11 protein-coding genes are annotated in these 16,251 nt (G+C 70.3%); 7 read left to right on the top strand and 4 right to left on the bottom strand.

Annotated features, from left to right (window positions below; translation table 11 throughout):
• Nucleotides 1-24: 24 nt before the first annotated feature.
• Both ACFSOX_RS12375 and ACFSOX_RS12380 read left to right on the top strand, forming a co-directional pair.
• Nucleotides 25-1,020: a hypothetical protein gene (locus ACFSOX_RS12375; protein ID WP_378478123.1), complete on the top strand. Its 996-nt coding sequence runs from the start codon at nt 25-27 to the stop codon at nt 1,018-1,020.
• 164 nt (nt 1,021-1,184) lie between these two features.
• Nucleotides 1,185-2,162 carry a S1C family serine protease gene (locus ACFSOX_RS12380; protein ID WP_378478124.1) on the top strand — a complete coding sequence of 326 codons (978 nt, stop codon included), beginning with the start codon at nt 1,185-1,187 and terminating at the stop codon, nt 2,160-2,162.
• Between the two features lie 139 nt (nt 2,163-2,301).
• Here ACFSOX_RS12380 and ACFSOX_RS12385 read toward each other — a convergent pair whose 3' ends face one another.
• Nucleotides 2,302-4,134 (bottom strand): M3 family oligoendopeptidase, encoded by a 1,833-nt coding sequence (locus ACFSOX_RS12385; RefSeq protein WP_378478125.1) that lies wholly within the window; start codon nt 4,132-4,134, stop codon nt 2,302-2,304.
• A gap of 475 nt (nt 4,135-4,609) precedes the next feature.
• Between ACFSOX_RS12385 and fldA the strand changes: the two genes are divergently transcribed.
• The 5 genes from fldA (at nt 4,610) to ACFSOX_RS12410 (ending at nt 9,839) form a co-directional block, all read left to right on the top strand.
• Nucleotides 4,610-5,095 carry a flavodoxin FldA gene (gene fldA / locus ACFSOX_RS12390; RefSeq protein ID WP_378478126.1) on the top strand — a complete coding sequence of 162 codons (486 nt, stop codon included), beginning with the start codon at nt 4,610-4,612 and terminating at the stop codon, nt 5,093-5,095.
• Complete coding sequence (locus tag ACFSOX_RS12395; RefSeq protein ID WP_378478127.1) at nt 5,074-5,517, top strand: DUF2023 family protein; 444 nt, start codon at nt 5,074-5,076, stop codon at nt 5,515-5,517. Before fldA ends, ACFSOX_RS12395 begins: the two co-directional genes overlap by 22 nt.
• A gap of 159 nt (nt 5,518-5,676) precedes the next feature.
• Complete coding sequence (locus ACFSOX_RS12400; protein ID WP_378478128.1) at nt 5,677-6,177, top strand: retropepsin-like aspartic protease family protein; 501 nt, start codon at nt 5,677-5,679, stop codon at nt 6,175-6,177.
• 290 nt (nt 6,178-6,467) lie between these two features.
• On the top strand, nt 6,468-8,129 hold the full coding sequence (gene pgm, locus ACFSOX_RS12405; RefSeq protein ID WP_378478129.1) for a phosphoglucomutase (alpha-D-glucose-1,6-bisphosphate-dependent): 1,662 nt from the start codon (nt 6,468-6,470) through the stop codon (nt 8,127-8,129).
• Nucleotides 8,130-8,339: 210 nt separating this feature from the next.
• Complete coding sequence (locus ACFSOX_RS12410) at nt 8,340-9,839, top strand: phosphomannomutase/phosphoglucomutase (protein WP_378478130.1); 1,500 nt, start codon at nt 8,340-8,342, stop codon at nt 9,837-9,839.
• Between the two features lie 79 nt (nt 9,840-9,918).
• On the opposite strand, the gene mepK is transcribed toward ACFSOX_RS12410, so the two are convergent.
• From mepK to ACFSOX_RS12425, 3 genes are all read right to left on the bottom strand, one after another.
• Entirely contained in the window at nt 9,919-11,763 is a 1,845-nt protein-coding gene (gene mepK, locus ACFSOX_RS12415; protein WP_378478131.1) for a peptidoglycan L,D-endopeptidase MepK, read from the bottom strand.
• Nucleotides 11,764-12,285: 522 nt separating this feature from the next.
• Entirely contained in the window at nt 12,286-14,376 is a 2,091-nt protein-coding gene (locus tag ACFSOX_RS12420; protein WP_378478132.1) for a L,D-transpeptidase family protein, read from the bottom strand.
• Between the two features lie 218 nt (nt 14,377-14,594).
• Nucleotides 14,595-16,112, bottom strand: coding sequence for a sigma-54-dependent transcriptional regulator (locus ACFSOX_RS12425; protein ID WP_378478133.1), 1,518 nt, complete (start codon nt 16,110-16,112; stop codon nt 14,595-14,597).
• Nucleotides 16,113-16,251: the final 139 nt, after the last annotated feature.

Below are 16,251 nucleotides of genomic sequence, written 5' to 3' on the forward strand. Positions count from 1 at the left end.
GCTGCGACTTTGGCGGCTGCGACCTTGAGCGTCACGGTCGGAGCGGCCGCGGCGGCGGGCTTCCGCATCCAGGAGGTGCCCGACATCGCCAAGGTCGCGCCCGGCGCGCTGCCGGCCGGCACCATCGCGTTCACGGACCATCGCGACGACAGCCTGGTCGATCCCAAGACCGGGCTGTTCCGCTTCTCCGACTGGGCCCGCGCGCGACCTCAGCAGAAGCGGCTGCTCGCGCTCTATGCGGGCTACGAGGAGCCGAGCGTCACGGCCACGGTCAACGGCGTCGCCAAGACCGTGAAGCGCAAGCTGCACATGTATGTCGCCGAGGCGAAGCTCGAGCTCGCCCGGCCGCCGGCCAGCATCGATCTCGCCCGCTTCGTCACGCTGCCGACGCTGGAGAAGATGGACCCGGCCATCAAGCACCGGCTGATCGGCCCCGACGAGGTGGTGCCCAACAAGGACGCGCGGCTGTCGGCCCACAATCCCGACCGGCGCTGGTGCGAGAGCCCGACCACGACGATCTGCGTCCAGTCGCGCTACCAGTTCGAGGGCAAGCTGCCGGCCGCCATCATGCTGCTCAACAAGCTGCGCGACTCCGGCAAGCAGATCGCCGATCACCTGGAGTTCCAGAGCGAGGTGCGGATCGTCCCGCCGGCCGATCTCGACCAGGCCGCCGTCGCGACGCTGACCGGGGTCGACACGCCGGTCGCGGCGGCGCTGGAGCAGACCATCGTGCACGTCAATCAGGTGATGCAGTTCGGCAAGGTGCTCGCCGTGCTGCAGCCGAGCCCGGCCGACCCGAACCGCACCATCGCCTCGATGTTCGTGGCGCTCGCCGTGGAGAGCGACCTGTTCGAGAAGCGCAAGGAGCTCGAGGGCGTCCCGGTGCTGCGCAACATGGTCCCGGCCCAAGTGCTGGCCGGCAACTCCTCCTTCAACACCGGCACGTCGATCAGCGCCGGGCTGCCGAGCTACTCGCGCAACCGGATCGAGGCGATCGCCACGGCGCTCGCGGCGCGCTGACGCGCCGCGCCCTCCCTGATCGTCCGGGCGCGCGACGCGACGATCCGCCCGGCCATTCGCGGCCCGCTTATTGTCCTCCCCGTCAGGGCTCTCTAAATCTGGCGCTGGGCCGCTTCACCGGGCGTGCCCGGCGATGCCTCCGGCATCGCTCAGGGGAGATGCCGATGCCGTCCTCCGGGGACTGGAAGATTCCGCCGGCCGCACAGCCGAAGGCGGAGGGCTACAAGTTCGACCTCGACCGGGCGCTGTCCGCCGTCGTGTCGCTGCGGGCCGAGGTGCCGGCCGACGCGACGACGGCCGAGACGCTCGGCACCGAGCGGGCCGGCCACGGCGTCGTCATCGGCGACCGCGGCCTCGTCCTCACCATCGGCTACCTGATCACCGAGGCCGAGGCCGTGTGGCTGCGCACCATCGACGGCCGCGTGGTGCCGGGCCATCCGCTCGCCTTCGATCACGAGACCGGCTTCGGGCTCGTCCAGGCGCTCGGCCGGCTCGATGTGCCGGCGCTGCCGCTCGGCCGCTCGGCCGACCTCCTGGTCGGCGAGCACGCGATCCTGGCCGCCGCCGGCGGCCGCCACCGCGCCGTCGCGGCCCGCATCGTCGCCCGCCAGGAGTTCGCCGGCTACTGGGAGTACGTGCTCGACGACGCCATCTTCACGGCGCCGGCGCATCCGAACTGGGGCGGCACCGGGCTGATCAACGCCGCCGGCGAGCTGGTCGGCATCGGCTCGCTGCATCTCGAGCAGCGCCGCGACCCCGACACCGTGTTCCACGTCAACATGATCGTGCCGATCGACCTGCTGACTCCCGTGCTCGACGATCTGCTCCGCCACGGCCGACCGAGCCGGCCGGCGCGGCCGTGGCTCGGCGTCTACGTCACCGAGCTGGAGGACAAGCTCGTCGTCGTCGGGGTGGCGAAGGATAGCCCGGCCCAGCGCGCCGATCTGCGCGCCGGCGACGTGCTGCTGTCGGTCGCCGACGATTCGGTCGACACGCTCGCCGCGCTGTTCAAGCGGATCTGGTCGCTCGGGGCCGCCGGGGTCGAGGTGCCGATCACGGTGCAGCGCGACGGCCGCATGCTGGCGCTGCGCGTCACCTCGGGCGACCGCCAGCGCTTCCTGCGCATGCCGCGGATGCATTGAAGGCGCCGCCACGAGCCGCCCGTCATGCCCGCGCTCGTCGCGGGCATCCACGTCTGACGGCGGCTCGGCCGGGAAGGCGTGGATGGCCGGGACGAGCCCGGCCATGACGAGGGACGTATGCGTGGCTCGTCGCCCCGCCCTACTTCCCCTCCATCGCCTCCAGCTCGTCGATCATGCTGGCGATCAGGCCGAGGCCACCCTGCCAGAAGCCCGGATCGCGGGCGTCGAGCCCGAACGGGGCGAGCAGCTCGGCGTGCGGCTTGGTGCCGCCCGCCGCCAGCATGTCGAGATAGCGCTCGGCGAAGCCCTCGTGGGCGTTCTCGTAGACGGCGTAGAGGGCGTTCACCAGGCAGTCGCCGAACGCGTAGGCGTAGACGTAGAACGGCGCGTGGACGAAGTGGCCGATATAGGCCCAGAAGGTCTCGTAGCCGGGCTTCAGCTCGATCGCCGGGCCGAGGCTCTCGGACTGCACCTTCATCCAGATCTCGCCGATCCGCTCGGCCGTCAGCTCGCCCTCGCGGCGCTCGGTGTGGACGTCGCGCTCGAACGTGTAGAACGCGATCTGCCGCACCACCGTGTTGAGCATGTCCTCGACCTTGCCGGCCAGCATGGCGCGGCGGCGCTTCCGGTCGGTGATGGCGTCGAGCAGCTTGCGGAAGGTCAGCATCTCGCCGAACACGCTCGCCGTCTCGGCGAGCGTCAGCGGGGTCGGCGCCATCAGCGGGCCGTTCTTGGCGGCGAGCACCTGATGGACGCCGTGACCCAGCTCGTGGGCGAGCGTCATCACGTCGCGCGGCTTGCCCTGATAGTTGAGCAGCACGTAGGGATGCGCCGACGGCACGGTCGGATGCGCGAAGGCGCCCGGCGCCTTGCCGGGCCGGGTCGGCGCGTCGATCCAGCGGTCGGTGAAGAAGCGCGCGGCGATCTCGGCCATGCGCGGCGAGAACTGCCCGTAGGCGGAGAGCACCGCGTCCTTCGCCTCGTCCCAGGGGATCGTCGGCGTCGCCACCTTGGGGAGCGGCGCGTTGCGGTCCCAGTGGGCGAGCCGCTCCTTCTTGAACCACTTCGCCTTCAGGGCGTAGTAGCGATGCGACAGCCGCGGATAGGCGTCACGCACCGCCGACACCAGCGCCTCCACCACCTCCCGCTCGACCCGGTTGGCGAGATGCCGCGAGTCGGCGATGTCGGCGAAGCCGCGCCAGCGGTCGGAGATCTCCTTGTCCTTGGCGAGCGTGTTGGTGATCAGCGTGAAGGTGCGCAGGTTCTTGCCGAACGTCTCGGCCAGCGCCTCGGCGGCCTTGCGGCGCACCGTCTCGCTCGGATTCTGCAGGAGCGTCAGCGTCGGCTCGAGCGGCAGCGCCTTGCCCTGCACGGTGAAGCGCAGGCCCGCGATGGTCTCGTCGAACAGCCGGTTCCAAGCCGCGTAGCCGGTCACCGACTTCTCGTGGAAGAGCTGCTCGACCCGGTCCTCGAGCTGATACGGCTTCTCCTTGCGGACGTCCTCGATGAACGGTCGGTAGTGGCCGAGCATCGGATCCCGCATGGCGGTCTCGAGCAGCGCGTCGTCGATGCGGTTGAGCTCGAGCGCGAAGAACAGGACGTGCGACGAGGCGGCCGTGATCTGGTCCTGGACGTCGCCGTAGAACTTCGCCCGCACCGGATCCGTGGTGTCGCCGGCATGGACGAGGCTCGCATAGGAGATCAGGCGGCCGAGCAGGTCGTCGAGCTCCTCGAGCTGCTTGATCGCGTCGGCGAGCGCGCGGCCGGCGTCGGGCTGCGCGGCGAGCGTCGCCAGCCGGCCCTTGAACGCCTCCTCGAAGGCGACGCAGCCGGTGCGGGCGCGGTCGAGGTCGCGCTTCACCTCGGCCGAGTCGATGCCGGGATAGAGGTCGGCGAGGTTCCACTCGGGCAGCGCCCCGAGATCGACCGTCGTCGGGGCGGCCGAGGTCTTCGTCACAGTCGTCGCGGTCATTGCAGCAGCGGTCCTTCCAAGTCCGGGCCCCGGGCTCGCCCGTGAGACCCGGTGCGGGCGGCATCGTAGGGGGCGCGGCGCGGCGAGGCAAAGCATGGCCGATCCGGCGCCCCGCTCGGCGGCCAGTTGCGCGGTCCGGGACCGCCGGACCGCATGTCGGTCTTCGGCCAATCCCGACAGGATCGTTCACTTTGGAGGCGGTCGAAATTCTGATCGAATCGAGACGGCGCCGATCATCGCGGCGTATCAAAGCGATATCGATGTCGAGAATGTCTTATTTTTACGACATCGAAAGAGCGATGGATTTTCCTGGAACTCTGTCATTTCTCCAATCTACTGTTCCGATACGGATTTCTTGTTTACGCGGGACGCCGTCCCGCGTTAGCGTCCGGCCCGTACTCCGGTACGCAACCGCCCCGCCGCCGCCCCTGGCTCGGCCGGGATCCTGTCGACCGACCCCCGTCGAAGACCGACCATGAGCGTGAACGTGATTTTCGGATCGGATGCCGGCGCCACCAAGGCCGTGGCGGCGCGCATCGCCAAGCGGGTCCAGGGCAAGGCCATCGACGTCGCGAAGGCGACCACGGCCGATTTCGAGTCCTGCAGCCTCTTGATCCTGGGCTCGCCGACCTACGGGGCCGGCGACCTGCAGACCGACTGGGAGTTCGGCGGGCTCGACAAGCTCGCCGCCGCGAACATCGCCGGCAAGACGGTCGCGCTGTTCGGCACCGGCGACCAGGCGAGCTATCCGGACAGCTTCGTCGACGCCATGGGCCTGCTCTACGACCAGGTGATCGCCAAAGGCGCCGTCGTGGTCGGCTTCACCGAGACGGCCGGCTACGACTACACGGCCTCGAAGGCCGAGCGGGACGGCAAGTTCGTCGGGCTGGCGCTCGACGAGGACGGCGAATCGTCGAAATCCGACAAGAGGATCACGGCATGGATCAGCCAGCTTCTCTGAACGCCACGCTCGGCATCTTCCGCCATCACCTCTACGAGCTGTCGAAGGGCGTGCGACCGCTGGTGCTGATGACGGTCAATGCCGAGGCGGTGACGCCGATCGTCGAGCGGCTGGTGGCGTCCGGCGTCGCCCACCACGTGCACGCCGCCTGCCGGTCGCGCTTCAACGTGGTGTTCGGCCGGCCGGCCGCCGTGACGGCGGTGCAGCGCTTCATGTCCGGGCCGCTGTGCGACCTCTCGGCCGAGCACGACTTCATGCTGGGCATCCTGCTCGGCTACGACGCCGAGCAGCAGTGCCTGCGCTATGTCGCCCGGGCCGGGGCGGCGGACCGCACCGGGGCTCCGGCGGGCGAAGCAGCGACCGGGACGGCCGCCGACACCGCCCAGGCGCTCGCCGAGGCCGCCCGCGCCGTGATGCATTGAGGCGGGGCGAGCCCCCGGCCGGCGATCGCCGGTCGATAAGATCGTCGCGGCCGCGGCAACGCTCCGTTCGCCATCGCCGGAGAACCTGCCGGCTGCGTTAGCCCGCCGCTCATCGCGGCGTGCTTCACTCCGCCCGGACAGTCTCCGGGGCTCGCCGCGATGCGCAGCATCATCGTTTTCGCGCTTCTGGCGCTGGCGTTCGGCGCCACTCTGCCGAAGCTCTATCTCGACGCGACCGCCAACCCGGCGCCCGCCACGCCGGCGAAGGCCGCCACGCCGACCGACCCAGGCGGCGGCAGCCTGACGCTCCTGAAGGACGCGCGCGGGCACTTCCAGACCACCGCCTATCTGGACGGCGTCCGCCTGTCGGTCCTGGTCGACACCGGCGCCTCGGTGATCGCTCTGAAGGCGAGCGACGCCGGCCGGCTCGGCGTGCGACCGCGGGCCGCCGAGTTCACGGCGCGGGTCTCGACCGCCAACGGCACCGTGATGGCGGCGCCGACCCGGATCGGCCGGGTCGATGTCGGCGGCATCGTGGTCTACGACGTGGCGGCCCTGGTGCTGCCCGACGGCGCCCTGTCGGAGAACTTGCTCGGCATGTCGTATCTGTCCCGGGTGCGCTTCGAGCATCGCCACGGCCGGCTGATCATCGAGAGGTAGGCGAGGCGAGCTCGTCACGCCCAGGTCGCACCTTCGATCCGTCACCCTGAGGCGCCCGGCGAAGCCGGGCCTCGAAGGGCGACGGCCGAGACGCCGCGGCCGCATCCTTCGAGGCTCGCTTCGCGAGCACCTCGGGATGACGGGGAGAGGATGGACGCCCGGGACGACCGCGAGGTCCGCCCCCCCGGGATGACTCCCCGAAAAATCCCCCGCGTGCCAAACCGGCCGGGGCGCAGTAGATTGGCCGGCATTTCCGCCGGACCCCGTCCGCGCCCACCAGGGACCGCCCGATGACGATTTCGCCCCTCGCCGGCAAGCTGCCGCCCGCGGAGCTGCTGGTCGACCTCGACCGCCTCGACCGCGCCTATTACGAGCGCATGCCCGACGTGTCGGACGCGACCCAGAAGGTCGCCTTCGGTACCTCCGGCCACCGCGGCACCTCGCTCGCCTCGTCGTTCAACGAGGCCCACATCCTCGCGATCTCGCAGGCGATCTGCGAGTACCGGGCGGCGCAGGGCATCGACGGTCCGCTGTTCATGGGCAAGGACTCGCACGCGCTCTCCGGCCCGGCTCAGAAGAGCGCCCTCGAGGTGCTGGCGGCGAACGGCGTCACGGCGGTGATCCAGCAGGGCGACGGCTACACGCCGACGCCGGTGATCTCGCGCGCCATCCTGGTCCACAACCGTGGCCGCACGGACCATCTCGCCGACGGCATCGTGATCACGCCGTCGCACAATCCGCCCGAGGACGGCGGCTTCAAGTACAATCCGCCGCACGGTGGACCGGCCGACACCGACGCGACCAAGTGGATCGAGAACCGCGCCAACGCGCTGCTGCGCGACGGCAATCGCGACGTGAGGCGCATCCCCTACGAGCGCGCGCTCGCCGCCGAGACCACCCGGCAGGACGACTTCGTCCATCCTTACGTGAACGACCTCGACGCGGTCGTCGACATGGCCGCCATCAAGGCGGCCGGCCTCGAGCTCGCCGTGGATCCGCTCGGCGGCGCCGGGCTCGCCTATTGGGAACCGATCAACGCGCGCTACGGACTCGATATCGACATCGTCAACAAGGGCGTAGACTTCCGCTTCGCCTTCATGACCGTCGACCACGACGGCAAGATCCGGATGGACTGCTCGAGCCCGCACGCGATGGCGAGCCTGGTCGGGCTGAAGGACAAGTACCGGGTCGCCTTCGGCAACGACACCGACGCCGACCGCCACGGCATCGTGGTGCCGGGCGTCGGCCTGATGAACCCGAACCACTATCTCGCCGTCGCCATCCAATATCTGCTCACCCATCGCGAGGACTGGCCGGCGACATCGGCGGTCGGCAAGACGCTGGTCTCGTCGAGCATGATCGACCGGGTGGTGGCGAGCCTCGACCGCAGGCTCTCGGAGGTGCCGGTCGGCTTCAAGTGGTTCGTGGCGGGCCTCGTCGACGGCTCGACCTGCTTCGGCGGCGAGGAGAGCGCCGGCGCGAGCTTCCTGCGCCGCGACGGCACCACCTGGACGACCGACAAGGACGGGCTGATCATGGATCTGCTGGCGGCCGAGATCACGGCCGTCACGGGCCGGGATCCGGGCGAGCATTATCAGGCGCTGACCCGGAAATTCGGCGCGCCCCACTACACCCGCATCGACGCGGCGGCGACGCCCGAAGAGAAGGCGAGGCTCGGGAAGCTGTCGCCCGCCGCCGTGACGGCGAGCACGCTCGCCGGCGACCCGATCACGGCGAAGCTGACCAACGCGCCCGGCAACGGCGCGCCGATCGGCGGCCTCAAGGTGACGACCGACGCCGGCTGGTTCGCGGCGCGTCCCTCCGGCACCGAGAACATCTACAAGATCTACGCCGAGAGTTTTCGAAATGCCGTCCACCTGAACGCCATCGTGTCGGAGGCGAAGGCGATCGTCTCCGCCGCACTGGCCGGCGAGAGCACGGCGGCGGCGTGATGCTTTTCACCTCTCCCCGCTTGCGGGGAGAGGTCGGGCCGCGAAGCGGTCCGGGTGAGGGGGCGTTTCCGCGAATCGAAGGGTCTCTGCTGCGTCGAGACGCCCCCTCACCCGTCTCGCCGCGAGGCGGCGAGCCACCCTCTCCCCGCGCGCGGGGAGAGGGAAAAACGGCGCCGCATCCTTGTTCGACTTCTCACGACATAGGTTCTCATGTTCCCCGTCCCCCGCCCTGCCCTGTCGCCCAACACCTACGATTACGAGTCGCTGCCGCTGGTGAAGCCGACCGGCTTTCGCGAGTACGACGCGCGCTGGCTGTTCGAGAAAGAGATCAACCTGATGGGCGTGCAGGCGCTCGGCATGGGACTCGGCACGCTGATCCGCCGCGCCGGCGTCGCACCGTCGATCGTCACCGGTCACGACTTCCGGAGCTACTCGGCGTCGATCAAGACGGCGCTCGTGTCGGGCCTGCTCGCCGCCGGCTGCACCGTGCACGACATCGGCCTCGCCATCACGCCGATGGCCTATTTCGCGCAGTTCGATCTCGACGTGCCCTGCGTCGCCATGGTGACGGCCTCGCACAACGACAACGGCTGGACCGGCGTGAAGATGGGCATGGCGCGGCCCCTCACCTTCGGACCCGAGGAGATGACGCGGCTGAAGGAGATCGTGCTCGCCGCCGACTTCGATCTGGTGGGCGGCGGGTCGTATCGCTTCGTCGAGAGGTTTCCGGAGCGCTACATCGCCGATCTCACGAACCGCGCGCCGCTGACGCGCAAGCTGAAGGTCGTCTGCGCCTGCGGCAACGGCACGGCCGGCGCCTTCGCGCCGGCGGTCCTCGAGACGATCGGCTGCGACGTGGTGCCGCTCGACACCGATCTCGACTTCACGTTCCCGCGCTACAATCCGAACCCCGAAGACCTCGAGATGCTGCACGCCATCCGCGACGCGGTGGTGGCGAACGGCGCCGACGTGGGGCTGGGCTTCGACGGCGACGGCGACCGCTGCGGCGTCGTCGACGACAGGGGGGAAGAGATCTTCGCGGACAAGATCGGCGTGATGCTGGCGCGCGACATCTCCGCGCTGCACCCGAACGCGCAGTTCGTCGTCGACGTGAAGTCGACGGGCCTGTTCGCCACCGACCCGGTGCTGATCGGAAACGGCGCGAGGACCGAGTACTGGAAGACCGGCCACTCCTACATGAAGCGCCGCACCCACGAGCTGAAAGCGCTGGTCGGCTTCGAGAAGTCGGGGCACTTCTTCTTCAACACGCCGTTCGGCCGCGGCTACGACGACGGCCTCGTCTCGGCGCTCGCGGTCTGCGACATGCTCGACCGCAATCCGGGCAAGAGCCTGTCGGCGCTGCGCGACGCGCTGCCCAAGACCTGGTCGTCGCCGACCATGTCGCCGCACTGCGCCGACGAGACGAAATACGGCGTGGTCGACGCCGTGGTGGCTCACTTCAAGGACGCGCAGGCGAAAGGCGCGCCGGTGGCCGGCCAGACGATCCGCGATCTCGTCACGGTCAACGGCGTCCGGGTCACGGTCGCGGACGGCACCTGGGGGCTGGTGCGCGCCTCCTCCAACAAGCCGGAGCTGGTCGTGGTCGTCGAGAGCCCGGTCTCGGAGGCGCGGATGCGCGACATGTTCGCCGCCGTCGACGGCGTGCTGCGCACCCACCCGGAGGTCGGCGCCTACAATCAGACGATCTGAAGGTTTCGCGACACGGTCCGACGGGGCGACTCGACGCCCCGTCGCGATCCGCGACGGCAGGGCTCGACGCAGCCAGGGCTCAGCGCAGCGACGCGGTGCGGCCGAACGAGACGGTGGCGAGGAACACCACGGCGCCGCCACCGAAGCGGTCGGAGGCGAGCCCCGGATAGGGCTCGGCGCCGAAGCTCATCACCAGCGAGCCGAGCGGCTTGCCCATCAGGCTGCGCAGCTCGGCGTAATCGGGATCCCCGTAGACCGTGACCGTCATGGCCGAGTGCAGGCTGGGCGACAGCATCACGGCGCGCAGCCACGGATCGTCGAAGCGCATGCCCGGCTTCACCGTCACCACCGCGGTCGTGGCGGTCGAGCCGACCGGCGCATCGCCACCGCGGCCGGTCGGCACCCGCGCCGCGGTCTTCTTCACGACGGCGAGCGGCGAACCGTCGGCCGGCAGGCGGGCACGATCGACGAGCGAGCCCATCGCGGCGGGACGCACCGGCGATTCGGCGGCGGCCCGACGGGACGGCTCGGACGCGTAGGCGAGGGCGAGCTCGAGCGGGACGCGGTCTGCGGTGTCGCGACCGGACGAATCGCGGGTACCGGAGGTGCGGTTCGGCGCGTAGAGCGAACCGGTCTGGCTCGGGGTGCGCTCGCGGCCGACCGGGGCCATCGGATCGACGGCCGCCGTGGTCGCCCCCATCTCGGCGGGCGGACGCGGCGGCTCGGCGCCCAGCACCGCGACCGCGGTGCTCTCGATCGGCATGTCGCCGGCGCCGGCGAGCCGCACCGGCGTGCTCGACGCCGAGGCGAGCGAGAACATCTCGGGGCCGGCCGGCTGTGACGGAGCCGGGTCGGGCTTCACCGCGGTGCGGGCGACCGCCGGCCGGGCGACCTCGACGCGGACCGTCCGAGACTTGGGCTCCGTCTTGGCGACATCGGTCTTGGCGACATCGATCTTGGCAGGCTCGATCTTGGCAGGCTCGGCCTTGGCGGGCTCGATCTTGGCGGGCTCGGCCCGGGCGGCCTGGACACGCGCCGGGACCGGGGTGATCGGCTTCGCGGCGGCCTGCTTGGCGGCGGCCTGCTTGGCGGCGGCCGGAGCAGCCGCACGGGCCGTATCCTCGGCCTCCTCGGCGTCTTTGCCGCCGAACAGCGAGGCGATCAGGCTCTTCGCAGGCTTCGGCGCGGAGCCGGCGTCGAGCGACGCCACCGCGGTCGACGCGCCACGCGACTGGAGCTGGGCGAGCGCCTGTTCGTAGCCGGGCAGCGGCTTGCCGTTGGACGGCACATGGACGGTGCGGCCGTCCGGGAAGACCTTGGCGAGCTGATCGTAGGTCATCCGCGGCCAGTGGCGGATGCCGCCGGTGTCGACGTGAATGAATTGCGAGCCCGGATAGTAGCCGACGCCGCCACGGTGCAGCCGGAGCGCCGCGGCGCGCTGCTTCTCCAGCGAGACGCCGCGCACCTTCAGGTCGATCGCCTTGCCGACCATGTGCTGGCTTTCCTTGGCGACGCCGCCGGAGCGGGAGCGCAGCATGGAATTGGTGGCCGGCGCCCGATAGCCGCAGATGATGTCGACCGTGTCGCCGTCGACCGCGCGGGTGAGCTCCCACACGGCGTCGATCACGGCCGGATCCATTTTGATCGACTGGTTGCGGCGCCAGTCGCGCATCACCCAGTCGATCTTCTTCAGCGCGTCGGCGTCGTAGCGGCCGTTGCGCCGGTACGTGACCGTGAGATTCTCGCCCGTGTGGGTGTGGTGGAAGGTCAGCGTGCGGGTGTCGCCGTTGGCGGCCGCGGTCTGCAGGCCGTTGCAGCCGAGAACGACGATCACGGCGGCGAGGCCGATTCGGCGACCGGCGCGGAGCACCGTGCCGGTCGCCGAATCGCGGCGGACGCCGCTCAGAGCCACGTGCGATCCCATTCAGACCATGCTCCGACGTCTCCGCGAACGGTGTCCGCGGAGCGCGTCGCTCGACCTCACCCCCGTGATCGGTCGAACGACAGGGCAGTTCTCGTCTTTCTCGGGATCGGCCGACGCAGCTCTGCGTCCCCCCTCTCCCCATCACAGTCTGTTCACTAAACCGTGAGTATGGCGAAAAGAAGCCGCCTGTCACGGCCGCGCCACGCCTCTCTAAATTTTTGATCGCGCTAGTATTTTACCGGAGACTCCGAAGCGCTTCTCGGTCTGATGGTGCAATGCGAAATCCGCGACTCGTCGTGAACGAACAGTTCTCCCGACCTGGCGCAAGTCTTGCTGACCCGGACAAGTCTTGCCGCCCCGGACAAGTCTTGCCGCCCCGGACAAGTCTTGCCAAATCGTGAGCGTCCCCGCCGCCGTCGCCGAACGTCAGCCCCCTGAAAACGCCGACGGCCGGGACGGGCCCGGCCATCGCGCACCACGGTCGTGATCCCGTCGCCGGCGCTTCGCGTCCGGCGCGAGACGTCAACGGAACAGGTTGAACAACGGGAACACGCTGCGCGGCTGCTCCTGCGGAAGCTGCACGGCCTGACGACGCGGCGCCGACGAGGCGACGCGACGCTCGGCCGTCGGCTGGTCGGCGACCTTGCGCTCGTCGCTCTTCATCGCCGCGATCAGGCGCTGGTCGCGGCCGTAGATGTCCTCGCGCAGCACCAGCTTGCCGGTCTCGTCGACCGACGCGGTCTGATAGGTGAGATGCACCGGGATCGGCGTCGGGAAGTTGATGTTGGTCTCCGAGGTTCCGTACATGCGGCGGATGCGCTCGGCCGTGTAGCCCTCCTTGGGCAGCGTGATGCCGAGCAGCACCTCGGCGTACTTGTCCGGATCCTTCACCCGCATGCAGCCGTGGCTGTAGGCGCGCCGCTCGTGTGCGAACAGGTGCTTGTCCGGCGTGTCGTGCTGGTAGACCAGGAACTTGTTGGGGAAGTTGAAGCGGATGCGGCCGAGCGCATTGCCGGCGCCGGGCGGCTGCGAGATGTGGATCGAGCCGTCGCGGTTGCGCGACACGTTGAGGCCCATGCGCGACAGCACGGTCGGATCCTGCTGCAGGGCCGGCAGATACTCGTTGTAGACGATCGAGGGCGGCACGTTCCAGGTCGGGTTGACGGTGATGTATTTCATCGTCTCCGACAGGAGCGGGGTCGCGTGGTTGCCGGGCTTGCCGACGACGACCCGGGTGGTCCACAGCATGGCGTCGTCCTTGTAGACGCGCAGCACGAACTCCGGGATGTTGACGATCACGTGCGCCTTGCCGAGATCGTGCGGCACCCAGCGCCAGCGCTCCAGATTGGCCCGGATCACGTCGGCGGTGCGCTCGTTGCGCGGGCCGTTGAGGGCGTCGACCGCGGCGGCGTCGAACACGCCGGTCTGCTTGAGGCCTTTCTTCTTCTGGAACGCCTTCACGGCCTCGGCGAGCGTCTTGTCGTAGGCCGTGCCGGTGCCGCCGACGCCGAGCTTCTCACGCAGCTCGGGAACCCGCGCGTCGTCCATGCCGACCTTGAGGGCCGGGCCGTAACCGATGCGCTTGCTCGTGTCGGAGGAGAGGCCGCGCGCCTCGGCGAGCTTCGCCTTGAGCGCCTTGTAATGGGCGTGCTGCGGCTGATAGCCGTCGAGCGCCGCGCCGGCGTCCTCGCCCTTCACCGAGACGAGCTTGCCCATCACCTCGGCCGCCTCGGGCGGGTTCTGGTAGTAGACCACGTCGCCGTTGATGCGCGACCAGTGGATGCGGCCGACCGCGGCGTGCTTGGCGTAGGCGAGCACCGACTGGGTCAGCTTCATCTCGTAGTCGGCGACCTCGTCGGCGGTCGCGTCGGCCTTCAGGGTCGGCACCGGATAATCGTCCGCGTCGAGGCCATCGGCCTCGGCCTGGCCGAGCTGGGCGATCACGGCCTTGGCCCGGGCATTGACGGCGCCTTCGCTCGTCCACACCGGCCCGTTGGCGCGCGCCGCATAGAAGCTCTCGAGCGAGGCGCGGGTCTTGGCGTCGAAGCGGCGGTCGCCCTTCTTGGAGAGCAGATCGGCGAGCTTCTCGCCGACCTGCTGGTCGAGGCTCACGACCGGAGCCGTCGGACCGGCGGGAGCGGCGACGGCGGCCGGCACCGAACCGGTGGCCGGCTCGGCGGCGGGCGGCGTCGCGGTCGCGGCCTTCGGCGCCGTCGTGTCGGCCGGCGTCACATCGGCGGGCGTCACGGCGACCGGGGCCGGCGCGGTCGCCGGGACGGCGGCGGTGTCGGGCGTCGCCACCTCGGGCGTCGTGACGGGAGCCGCGGTCGCCTCGACACGGACGGCATCGGGCGCGGTCGCGGCGGCGAGCGGCTGCGGCTCGGGCGTCGGGGTCGGGGTCGGGGTCGGGGCGACGGCGGCCGGCGTCGAATCGGCCGGCGCGAGGTCCGCCGGCGTCACGGCGAGCGGGGCCGGCTCGGTCGGCGGAACGGCATCGGCCGCGGAGGCGGCCGGAGCGACGGCCGGCGTATCGGGTGCGGACTGGGCGTTTGCGGTGCCGAGGGCGAGAACCAGCGCGAGGGCCGTTCCGGCGAGCAGACGATCGAAGCGCATAGGCGATGTCCTCCCAGGGGCAAACGTCAGCACCACATCGAGTCCGCCGCGCGACGCCGACGGGTCCGGACCGGCGGCGCCGCCTCTCCGGAGACTCGAATTCTCCCGCAGCCGCCGCGAAGCGACGCGCGGCCACGGCATCGGGACTTCAACTTAGCTCAGCCGATCGCGGCCGAGCCCCTGTTTTCGTGGCCGATCTCGCGCTTTTCGCGGCGCTGTCACCGGGCGGACACGTCGACGGTAACGTCGTCTTCCGACGGCGCCAGCCCGAGCCCTTCCAGCTTGCGATACAAAGTCGACCGGCCGATCCTCAATTTGCGTGCGACCTCAGACATTTGCCCATTGTAATGGGCGATCGCGAAGCGGATCGCGCAGGCCTCGATCTCGTCCAGCGGCCGCACCTCGCCGTCGGGGCCGAGCAGCGGCATCAAGTCCGCGGCAGGCGGCATCGTGTCGGTGAGCGAGACGGCGTCCCGGGCGGTCTGCGGCAAATTCGTGGCGGCGAGCGACGCCGGCACCAGCGGAGGCGGCGCCTCCGCGATCGCCGTCGCGGCGGACGCGGTCGCGATCTGGGGGAACTCGTCGAGGCCGATCTCGTCGCCCTCGGCCAGCACGACGGCGCGGAACACCGCGTTCTCGAGCTGGCGCACATTGCCCGGCCACGCATGGCGGGCGAGCAGCGCCAACGCCTCGGCGGACACGCGGCGCACCCGCCGCCCCTCCTCGGCCGCGAACCGCACCAGGAAATGGCGCACGAGGTCGGGGATGTCCTCGGCCCGCGCGCGCAACGGCGGCAGCGTGATCGGGAAGACGTGCAGGCGGTAGAACAGATCCTCGCGGAAGCGCCCGGCGCCGACGTCGGCGATCAGATCCCGGTTGGTCGCCGAGATCAGCCGCACGTCGACCTTGACCGGACGCCGCCCGCCGACCGGCTCGACCTCGCCCTCCTGGAGGGCGCGCAGGAGCTTCACCTGGGCGGCCGGCGGCAGCTCGCCGACCTCGTCGAGGAACAGCGTGCCGCCCGACGCCTCGACGAACTTGCCGACATGCTTTTCCGAGGCGCCCGTGAAGGCCCCCTTCTCGTGGCCGAACAGGATCGACTCGACGAGCGTGTCGGGCAGCGCGCCGCAGTTGACGGCGACGAACGGCTTGGCGCGCCGCTCGCCGGACCCATGGATGGCGCGGGCGAGCAGCTCCTTGCCGACACCCGATTCGCCACCGATCAGCACCGGAATCGTGGAGGTGGCCGCCTTCTGGGCGGCGCGCAGCACGGCCCGCATCGCCGGGCTGCGGGTGACGATGTCCTCGAGCGTGAGCGTGCCGGCACGGCTGCGCTTGAGGCGCGACAGCTCGCCTTCGAGGGCGCGCGCCTGCAGGGCGTTGCGCAGAGATACGAGCAGCCGCTCCGGCCCGACCGGCTTGACGACGAAGTCGACGGCGCCGGCCCTCATCGCGGAGACGACGTTGTCGATGCCGCCATGGGCGGTCTGGACGATCACCGGAACCGAGAGGCCGACGTCGCGCAGCCGCGAGAGCACGCCGAGCCCGTCGAGATCCGGCATCACGAGATCGAGCACGACGGCGTCGACGGCGGGCGTATCCGGATCGGCGAGCAGCGCCACGGCGGCGTCGCCGCCCGGGGCCGACACCGCCTCGAAGCCGAACTTCTGGACGAGCCCCTCCAGCAGGCGCCGCTGCACCGGGTCGTCGTCGACGATGAGGATGCGCTCCGCCATGGCGGCCAAGGTCCGGATCGGATGTCCCGAAGTGGGGCATTAATCCAGAACAGACTTAACGCCGGCTTACCGCGCTCGGTTGTCATTCCGCGGCGCGTGCGCCGAACGCGAATCCGGAATCCCGCCGAGAACGCGGAAG

This window comes from Rhodoplanes azumiensis (genome assembly GCF_042682915.1).
Lineage (GTDB): Bacteria > Pseudomonadota > Alphaproteobacteria > Rhizobiales > Xanthobacteraceae > Rhodoplanes > Rhodoplanes azumiensis.

Excerpts from the sequence above, each read along its gene's own strand:
- ACFSOX_RS12380 (WP_378478124.1), top strand. The coding sequence starts at position 1,185 with ATGCCGTCCTCCGGGGACTGGAAGATTCCGCCGGCCGCACAGCCGAAG.
- ACFSOX_RS12385 (WP_378478125.1), bottom strand. The coding sequence starts at position 4,134 with ATGACCGCGACGACTGTGACGAAGACCTCGGCCGCCCCGACGACGGTC.
- fldA (WP_378478126.1), top strand. The coding sequence starts at position 4,610 with ATGAGCGTGAACGTGATTTTCGGATCGGATGCCGGCGCCACCAAGGCC.
- ACFSOX_RS12395 (WP_378478127.1), top strand. The coding sequence starts at position 5,074 with ATGGATCAGCCAGCTTCTCTGAACGCCACGCTCGGCATCTTCCGCCAT.
- ACFSOX_RS12400 (WP_378478128.1), top strand. The coding sequence starts at position 5,677 with ATGCGCAGCATCATCGTTTTCGCGCTTCTGGCGCTGGCGTTCGGCGCC.
- pgm (WP_378478129.1), top strand. The coding sequence starts at position 6,468 with ATGACGATTTCGCCCCTCGCCGGCAAGCTGCCGCCCGCGGAGCTGCTG.
- ACFSOX_RS12410 (WP_378478130.1), top strand. The coding sequence starts at position 8,340 with ATGTTCCCCGTCCCCCGCCCTGCCCTGTCGCCCAACACCTACGATTAC.
- mepK (WP_378478131.1), bottom strand. The coding sequence starts at position 11,763 with ATGGGATCGCACGTGGCTCTGAGCGGCGTCCGCCGCGATTCGGCGACC.
- ACFSOX_RS12420 (WP_378478132.1), bottom strand. The coding sequence starts at position 14,376 with ATGCGCTTCGATCGTCTGCTCGCCGGAACGGCCCTCGCGCTGGTTCTC.
- ACFSOX_RS12425 (WP_378478133.1), bottom strand. The coding sequence starts at position 16,112 with ATGGCGGAGCGCATCCTCATCGTCGACGACGACCCGGTGCAGCGGCGC.